The sequence below is a fragment of the Streptomyces sp. genome (assembly GCF_031178505.1).
Classification (GTDB): Bacteria; Actinomycetota; Actinomycetes; order Streptomycetales; family Streptomycetaceae; genus Streptomyces; species Streptomyces gulbargensis.
Genome location: NZ_JAPSIW010000308.1, coordinates 1 through 7,597, shown reverse-complemented (window position 1 = coordinate 7,597; position 7,597 = coordinate 1). Strand labels below are relative to the sequence as shown.

At 73.8% G+C, this 7,597-nt stretch carries 7 protein-coding genes; 6 read left to right on the top strand and 1 reads right to left on the bottom strand.

What is annotated here, in order from left to right:
- The 5 genes from RIF68_RS20105 to RIF68_RS20085 form a co-directional block, all read left to right on the top strand.
- A partial coding sequence (locus RIF68_RS20105) for an amidohydrolase family protein (RefSeq protein ID WP_309052674.1) occupies window positions 1–473 on the top strand: 473 nt, incomplete at its 5' end.
- A 20-nt stretch (window positions 474–493) separates the two neighbouring features.
- Window positions 494–1,510 (top strand): agmatine deiminase family protein, encoded by a 1,017-nt coding sequence (locus RIF68_RS20100; RefSeq protein WP_309052673.1) that lies wholly within the window; start codon window positions 494–496, stop codon window positions 1,508–1,510.
- 112 nt (window positions 1,511–1,622) lie between these two features.
- On the top strand, window positions 1,623–2,168 hold the full coding sequence (locus RIF68_RS20095) for a TetR/AcrR family transcriptional regulator (RefSeq protein ID WP_309052675.1): 546 nt from the start codon (window positions 1,623–1,625) through the stop codon (window positions 2,166–2,168).
- Window positions 2,169–2,585: 417 nt separating this feature from the next.
- The gene (cimA, locus tag RIF68_RS20090; RefSeq protein WP_309052672.1) at window positions 2,586–4,205 is read left to right on the top strand and encodes a citramalate synthase; all 1,620 of its coding nucleotides are present in this window, start codon (window positions 2,586–2,588) and stop codon (window positions 4,203–4,205) included.
- 52 nt (window positions 4,206–4,257) lie between these two features.
- Window positions 4,258–5,595 (top strand): hypothetical protein, encoded by a 1,338-nt coding sequence (locus RIF68_RS20085; RefSeq protein WP_309052671.1) that lies wholly within the window; start codon window positions 4,258–4,260, stop codon window positions 5,593–5,595.
- A 21-nt stretch (window positions 5,596–5,616) separates the two neighbouring features.
- Here the strand turns inward: RIF68_RS20085 and dnaN are convergent, their stop codons facing one another.
- Window positions 5,617–6,741 (bottom strand): DNA polymerase III subunit beta, encoded by a 1,125-nt coding sequence (gene dnaN, locus RIF68_RS20080; protein ID WP_309052670.1) that lies wholly within the window; start codon window positions 6,739–6,741, stop codon window positions 5,617–5,619.
- A gap of 109 nt (window positions 6,742–6,850) precedes the next feature.
- On the opposite strand from dnaN, the gene RIF68_RS20075 reads away from it, so the two are divergent.
- On the top strand, window positions 6,851–7,597 hold a 747-nt coding region (locus RIF68_RS20075), incomplete at its 3' end, for a serine hydrolase domain-containing protein (protein ID WP_309052669.1).

Genomic DNA, 7,597 nt, shown 5'->3' with positions numbered 1-7,597 from the left:
TCAACCCGGCGATCGCCCACGGCCTCGCCCACGAGATCGGCTCCGTCGAGGTCGGCAAACTCGCCGACATCGTGCTGTGGCGGCCCGAGTTCTTCGGCGCCAAACCGCAGCTCGTGCTGAAGGCCGGTTTCCCGGCGTGGGGGGTCGTGGGCGATCCGAACGCCGCCACCGACACCTGCGAACCGCTCGTCCTCGGGCCGTTGTTCGGCGGACACGGCGCCACGGCCGCCGACCTCTCCGTCGCCTTCGTCGCCCAGGCCGCCGTCGACCTCGGCGCCGACCGCATGCCGACCCGCCGCCGCCGCGTCGCCGTGCGCGGCACGCGTGGCATCGGCCCGGCCGACCTGCTCCTCAACTCCCGCATCGGCGACGTCCAGGTCGACGACCGCACCGGTCTCGTCTCCCTCGACGGTTCCCCGATCCGCTCCGAGGCGGCCGAGTCCGTCTCCCTCAACCGCCTCTACTTCCTCTGAGCCCGCTAGGACCCGTGACCATGACGTACCGCATGCCCGCCGAGTGGACCCCGCACGAGCGGACCTGGATGGCCTGGCCCAGTTCCAACCCCACCTTCACCGGTGACGACGAGCTGGCCGGGGCGCGCGCCGCCTGGGCCTGTGTCGCCCGGGCCGTACGCCGCTTCGAACCGGTGACCATGGTGGTCGCCCCCGGCGACGGCGAGTCGGCGCGCGCCCTCCTCGGCCCGGACGTCGACCTGCTGGAGCGCGAGCTCGACGACGCCTGGATGCGCGACATCGGCCCCACCTTCGTCACCGACGGCACCGAACTCGCGGCTGTGGACTGGGTGTTCAACGGCTGGGGCGCCCAGGACTGGGCCCGCTGGGAACACGACTCCAAGATCGCCCGGCACGTGGCGGACGCCGCCGGGGTCCCCGTCCTGACCTCTCCGCTCGTCAACGAGGGCGGCGCCATCCACGTCGACGGCGAGGGCACCGTCCTCCTCACCGACACCGTCCAGCTCGGCTCCGGCCGCAACCCCGGGTGGACCCGCGAGCAGGTCGAGGCCGAGATCCACGCCAAGCTCGGCACCACCAAGGCGATCTGGCTCCCGCACGGACTCACCGGCGACTACGGCCTCTACGGCACCCAGGGCCACGTCGACATCGTCGCCGCCTTCGCCCGCCCCGGCACGGTCCTCGTCCACAGCCAGCAGAACCCGAACCACCCCGACTACGAGCGCTCCCGGATGTACGTGAACATCCTGCGCGGTCAGACCGATGCCCAGGGCCGCCCCCTGGAGGTCGTCGAGGTGCCCGCCCCCACCGTCCTGAAGGACGAGGAGGGCGACTGGGTCGACTACTCCTACATCAACCACTACCTCTGCAACGGCGGCGTCGTCCTCTGCGCCTTCGACGACCCGCACGACGAGCTCGCCGCGGAGATCTTCCGCCGTCTCTTCCCCGAGCGCGAGGTCGTCCTCGTCGACGCCCGCCCGATCTTCGCGGGCGGGGGCGGCATCCACTGCATCACGCAGCAGCAGCCGCGGGTCTGACCGGCGCCGGGGGGTGAGGTACAACGTACGGGTGAGTGAGAGCAGCGACCCGCCCCACCCCCGACGCCGCAACCAGGCGGCCCCGCCACGGGAGGACGTGCTCGCCGCGGCCATGGACACCATCGCCGCGCGCGGGCTCGACGGCCTCACCATGGCCGGGCTCGGGCGGCAGGTCGGGATGAGCAGCGGGCACCTCCTCTACTACTTCCGCACCAAGGACGAACTGCTGCTGCGGACCCTGGAGTGGAGCGAGGGGCGGCTCGGCGCCGAGCGCAGCGCGCTGCTCTCGGGGCCCGGCACCGCCCGCGAACGGCTCGACGGATACGTGGACGTGTACGTGCCCGACGGGCCGCGCGACCCCCACTGGACCCTCTGGCTGGAGGTCTGGAACCGCTCGCAGAACGCCGACGACGACGCCCGGGCCCGCCAGGCCGCCATCGAAGGTGCCTGGCACCGGGACCTCGTCGCGATCCTCGCCGAGGGCGTCTCGCGCGGGGAGTTCCGGCCGGTCGACCCCGACCGCTTCGCCACCAGGATGCGCGCCCTCCTGGACGGCTTCAGCGTGCACGTGGCCGTCGGCCTCCCCGGCACCGGAAGGGGCCAGGTCATCGACCACGTACGGGAGTTCATCGAGCAGGACCTGCTGCCGCGGCCGTGACGCACCCGCGTGCGCCCGACCGCCGCTCCCGCCGCCCGGTGACGCCGGACGGCGGGCGGGACGGTGGGGACGCGCCGGGACGCCCGGGTGCCGGAGCCGTAGCGCCATCTCCACGGTCTCCTGCCCGCATCGTGAGACCCGTGTCCGCCCCGGCGCGGCCCTGTGGCAGACTTCCGGCGTGCTTGCTACCACGATGATTATCGGCAGCAGCGCGCCGGTCCGCAGTGACCACTGACCCGCGGTTCGACCCCCGCGGCGGTGGACACCGTGCCCCAGACCCGCGCGCAGACCTCTCGCACCCGCGAGGGGTTTTTTCGTTTTCCGGCCCCACCCACGCCGGAGGCGGACGGCGCGTGAGAATGGGGGCAAGTGGAGCCATACCTTCCGGAGCCACGTCCGACAGGAGCCATCACAGCCATGACCACGGAGAACGCCGAGAACCCGCGGCGCCTCGACGACAGCTTCCATGTCTTCGACACCACGCTGCGCGACGGCGCGCAGCGCGAGGGCATCAACCTCACCGTCGCCGACAAGCTCACCATCGCGCGGTACCTCGACGAGTTCGGCGTGGGTTTCATCGAGGGCGGCTGGCCCGGTGCCAACCCGCGTGACACGGAGTTCTTCGCCCGCGCCCGCCAGGAGATCACCTTCCGGAACGCGCAGCTCGTCGCCTTCGGCGCCACCCGCAGGGCCGGCGGCACCGCCGCCGAGGACCCGCAGGTCAAGGCGCTCCTGGACTCCGGCGCTCCGGTGATCACCCTGGTCGCGAAGTCGCACGACCGGCACGTCGAGCTCGCCCTGCGCACCACCCTGGACGAGAACCTGGAGATGGTCCGCGACACCGTCTCGTACCTGCGCTCCCAGGGCCGCCGGGTCTTCGTCGACTGCGAGCACTTCTTCGACGGCTACAAGGCGAACCCCGGCTACGCCAAGGCCGTCGTCCGCGCCGCCCACGAGGCCGGCGCCGACGTCGTCGTCCTCTGCGACACCAACGGCGGCATGCTGCCCGCCCAGATCCAGGCCGTCGTCGCCACCGTCCTCGCCGACACCGGCGCCCGCCTCGGCATCCACGCCCAGGACGACACCGGCTGCGCCGTCGCCAACACCCTCGCCGCCGTCGACGCCGGCGCCACCCACGTCCAGTGCACGGCCAACGGCTACGGTGAGCGCGTCGGCAACGCCAACCTCTTCCCCGTCGTCGCCGCCCTGGAGCTCAAGTACGGCAAGCGGGTCCTGCCCGAGGGCGCCCTCGCCGAGATGACCCGGATCTCGCACGCCATCGCCGAGGTCGTCAACCTCACCCCCTCCACCCACCAGCCGTACGTCGGCGTCTCCGCCTTCGCGCACAAGGCCGGCCTGCACGCCTCCGCCATCAAGGTCGACCCCGACCTCTACCAGCACATCGACCCCGAGCTGGTCGGCAACACCATGCGGATGCTGGTCTCCGACATGGCGGGCCGCGCCTCCATCGAGCTCAAGGGCAAGGAGCTCGGCGTCGACCTGGGCGGCGACCGCGCCCTCGTCGCCCGGGTCGTCGAGCGGGTCAAGGAGCGCGAGCTCCAGGGCTACACGTACGAGGCCGCCGACGCCTCCTTCGAGCTGCTGCTGCGCGAGGAGGCCGAGGGCCGCGCCCGGCGCTACTTCCGTACGGAGTCCTGGCGGGCGATCGTCGAGGACCGCCCCGACGGCACCCACGCCAACGAGGCCACCGTCAAGCTGTGGGCCAAGGGCGAGCGGATCGTCGCGACCGCCGAGGGCAACGGCCCGGTCAACGCGCTCGACCGCGCCATGCGGGTCGCCCTGGAGCGGATCTACCCGCAGCTCGCCAAGTTCGAGCTGACCGACTACAAGGTCCGCATCCTGGAGGGCCGGCACGGCACCGAGTCCACCACCCGGGTCCTGGTCACGACCACCGACGGCAACGCCGAGTGGTCCACCGTCGGCGTCGGCGAGAACGTGATCGCCGCCTCCTGGCAGGCCCTGGAGGACGCCTTCACCTACGGACTCCTGCGGGCCGGGATCAACCCCGCCGAATAGTCATTTCGTCCGCCTATGTTCCTGTTCGATGCTGTTCGGGTAGCGTCGAAACATGAGGACCAGGCCGCTCACCGCCCTGTCGGCCCTCGCCGGGCTGATACTGCTCCTGCTCCTGGCCCTGGCGCCCTCCACCGGCGCCAGGGCCACGGGCATCCCCGATGTGGCCGCCGCCCTGAGACAGGGCCCGGTCTACGTCGACCCGGGCGCCGCCGACCAGCTCTCCCGGGCCGAGGCCGACGCGCTCGCGCGGAAGATCGAGAACGCCGACAAGCCCGTCTTCGTCGCGGTCCTGCCCGCCGACGACCGGTTCCCACCCGAACGGCTGCTCCAGGATCTGCGCACCCGCACCGGGGTCACCGGCCTCTACGCCGTCCGCCTCGGGGACGGCTTCGACGCGGGCGCCGACCGCTCCGTCATGTCCCGTGACGCGGTACGGAACCTCGTCGGCTCCGTCCGTACCCCCGGCGCCGACGCCGCCACCGAACTGAACGCCTTCGTCGACCTGGCCCTGCCGACCGTACGCGGCTCCGCCCCCGCGAGCTGGGACGCCGCGGGTACGGACGGCGGCGCCCCGGTCGGCGGACTCATCACCCTCGGCGCGGTCGCCGCCGTGGGCGGAGCCGGCGCCTACGCGGTCGTGCGCCGCAACCGGCGCCGCAAGGAGGCCGAGGAACGCGCCGCCCTCGACCGCCTCCGGGTCGTCGTCGACGAGGACATCACCGCCTTCGGCGAGGAACTCGACCGCCTCGACTTCCACCCCGCGGAGGCCGGCGCCGACGATGCCATGCGCGGCGACTACGAGCGCTCCCTCGACGCGTACGAGAAGGCCAAATCCCTCATGGCCTCCGCGACCCACCCCCACGACGTCCGGGCCGTCACCGAGGCCCTGGAGGACGGCCGTTTCTCCCTCGCGGTCCTGGCCGCCCGCCGCGCCTCCCGCCCCCTCCCCGCACGCCGCGCCCCCTGCTTCTTCGACCCCCGCCACGGCCCCTCCACCGAGGACCGCACCTGGACCCCGGCGTCCGGCGCCCCCCGCCAGGTCCCGGTCTGCGCCGCCGACGCGGCCCGCCTCGACGACGGCCTCGCCCCCCTCGCCCGCACGGTCGACACCGACACCGGCCGCCGCCCCTACTGGGAAGCCGGCCCCGCCTACGGCCCCTGGGCCGGCGGTTACTTCGGCGGCGGCCTCCTCCCCGGCCTCCTCATGGGCACCATGCTCGGCTCCATGCTCGCCACCCCCGCCTACGCCCAGGAATACGGCGGCACCGACTTCGAGGGCGGCGACTTCTCCGGCGGCGACTTCTCCTCCTCCGACTTCGGCTCGGGCGACTTCGGCGGAGGCGGCGACCTCGGCGGGGGCGGCGGCTTCGACGGCGGGGGAGGGTTCTGAGCGGGCGGCGGCCCGCACGCGTCAGACCAGCGGCTTCACCGACATCAGCAGGTGCCGGTGGGTGTCCGCCGGGGTCGGTGGGGTCGGGGGGACGTCGGTGAGGAGGGCGCGCTGGCCGGGGCCCAGGAGGTCGAGGCGGAGGTCACGGGAGGTGAAGGCGGTCAGGGCGTCGAGCAGGTAGGCGGGGTTGAAGGCGACCGTGAGCGGGGCGGGGGCGGTGAGGGTGGCCGGGAGGCGCTGGGCGGCGGTGTCGTCCTCGTGGCCCGCGCGCAGGTGGACCGAGGTGCCGTCGAAGGTGAGCCGGACCGGGCTGTCGCCCTCCGCGACGACCGCGACGCGCCTGACGGCCTCGGCGAGCGGGGCCCGTTCGGTGACGGCGACGGCCGGGGTGCCGAGGGCGAAGAGCTGGTCGTGGCGCGGGAGGCGGCCGTCGAGGAGGCGGGTGAGGGTGCGCAGGCCGCCGCTCTCGAAGCCGATCGAGCCCGCGTCGAGGGCCAGGCGGGCCGGGCCGGCGCCCGCGAGGGACCGGGCGATCTCGGTGAGGCGGCGGGCCGGGACGACGACGTCGGCCGGGTCGCCCGGCGGGCGGTCCGGGTCCGGTCGCCAGGCCAGGGTGCGGACCGCGTAGCGGTAGCGGTCCGTGGCGGCCAGGGTCATGACCGGGCCGTCGAGGACGAGCCGTATGCCGGTGAGGACCGGCAGCGCCGCGTCCCGCCCGGCCGCCACCGCCACCTGCCCGACCGCCCGGGCGAAGGCCTCCCCGTCCACGCTGCCCAGGACGGTGGGCAGCGCGGGCGGCGCCGGGTGGTCGTCCAGCGGCAGCAGGGAGAGCCCGAAGTGGGTGTCGCCCGAGGTCACCGTGAGCCGGGCGCCGTCCAGGGCGAGCGCGGTGAGGCCTCGGGGGAGCACCTTGCAGATGTCGAGCAGCCGCCGCCCCAGGACCAGGGCCCTGCCCTCCCGTAGCGTGTCCGCCTCGACCTCGGCGCGGGCGGAGGCCTCGTGGTCCACGCCCGTGACGCGCAGCCGTCCGTCCGCCGCCTCCAGGAGCAGGCCGCCGAGGACGGGCATCGGGGAGCGGGCGGGCAGCACGCGCGCCGCCCAGGCGACGGCCTCGGTCAACGTGCCGCTGTCGATACGGAGTTCCATGCCGGGGACGCTAGTGGCCCCCACTGACAACCGCCGCCGGACGGGAAGAGAACGGCCCTCCTGATCGTTCTCCGGAGCGACCGCGACAGCAGAACGAGGGGGAAACGTGATGAGCCGCGTCCAGGGCACGGTGGCGCCCGGATTCGAGTCGGTGCGGGAGGTGTTCGCCGGGATCGCCGCGGAGGAGGCCCGGGACGGCGGGGCCCAGCTCGCCGTCCATCTCGACGGCCGTCTGGTCGTCGACCTCTGGGGCGGTGACGGCGTCGAGGGGGACTCGCTGCTGGCCCTCTACTCCTCGTCGAAGGGCGCCATGGCGCTCGTCGCCGCGCTGCTCGTCCAGGAGGGCGCGCTCGACCTCGACCGCGAAGTGTCTTCCTGGTGGCCGGAGTTCGCCGCCGAGGGCAAGGAGTCGGTGACCCTGCGACAGCTCCTCGCCCACCGGTCCGGGCTGATCGGTGTCGAGGACGGTTTCTCGCCGGAGGAACTCGCCGACGACCGGCGGATCGCGGCCCGGCTCGCCGGCCACCGTCCCTACTGGAAGCCGGACTCGGGGCACGGCTACCACGGCCTGACGGTCGGCGCCCTGGTCGGCGAGGTGGTCCGCCGGGCCGTCGGCCGCAGCGTCCAGGAGCTGTTCGAGGAGCGGGTCCGGGCCCCGTACGGGCTCGACTACTACCTGGGCCTCCCGGAGGAGCTCGAACCGCGCTTCCGCCCGGCTCTGCCCCTGGCGCCGAGCCCCGCCGAGGCGGCCGTCCTCGCCGCGGGACCGGCCGGTCCGGGCGGCCTGATGGGGATCGCGTTCAACCAGCACGCCGATCCGCCGTTCGACGCGGTCGCCTACGGAAACTCCCGTACG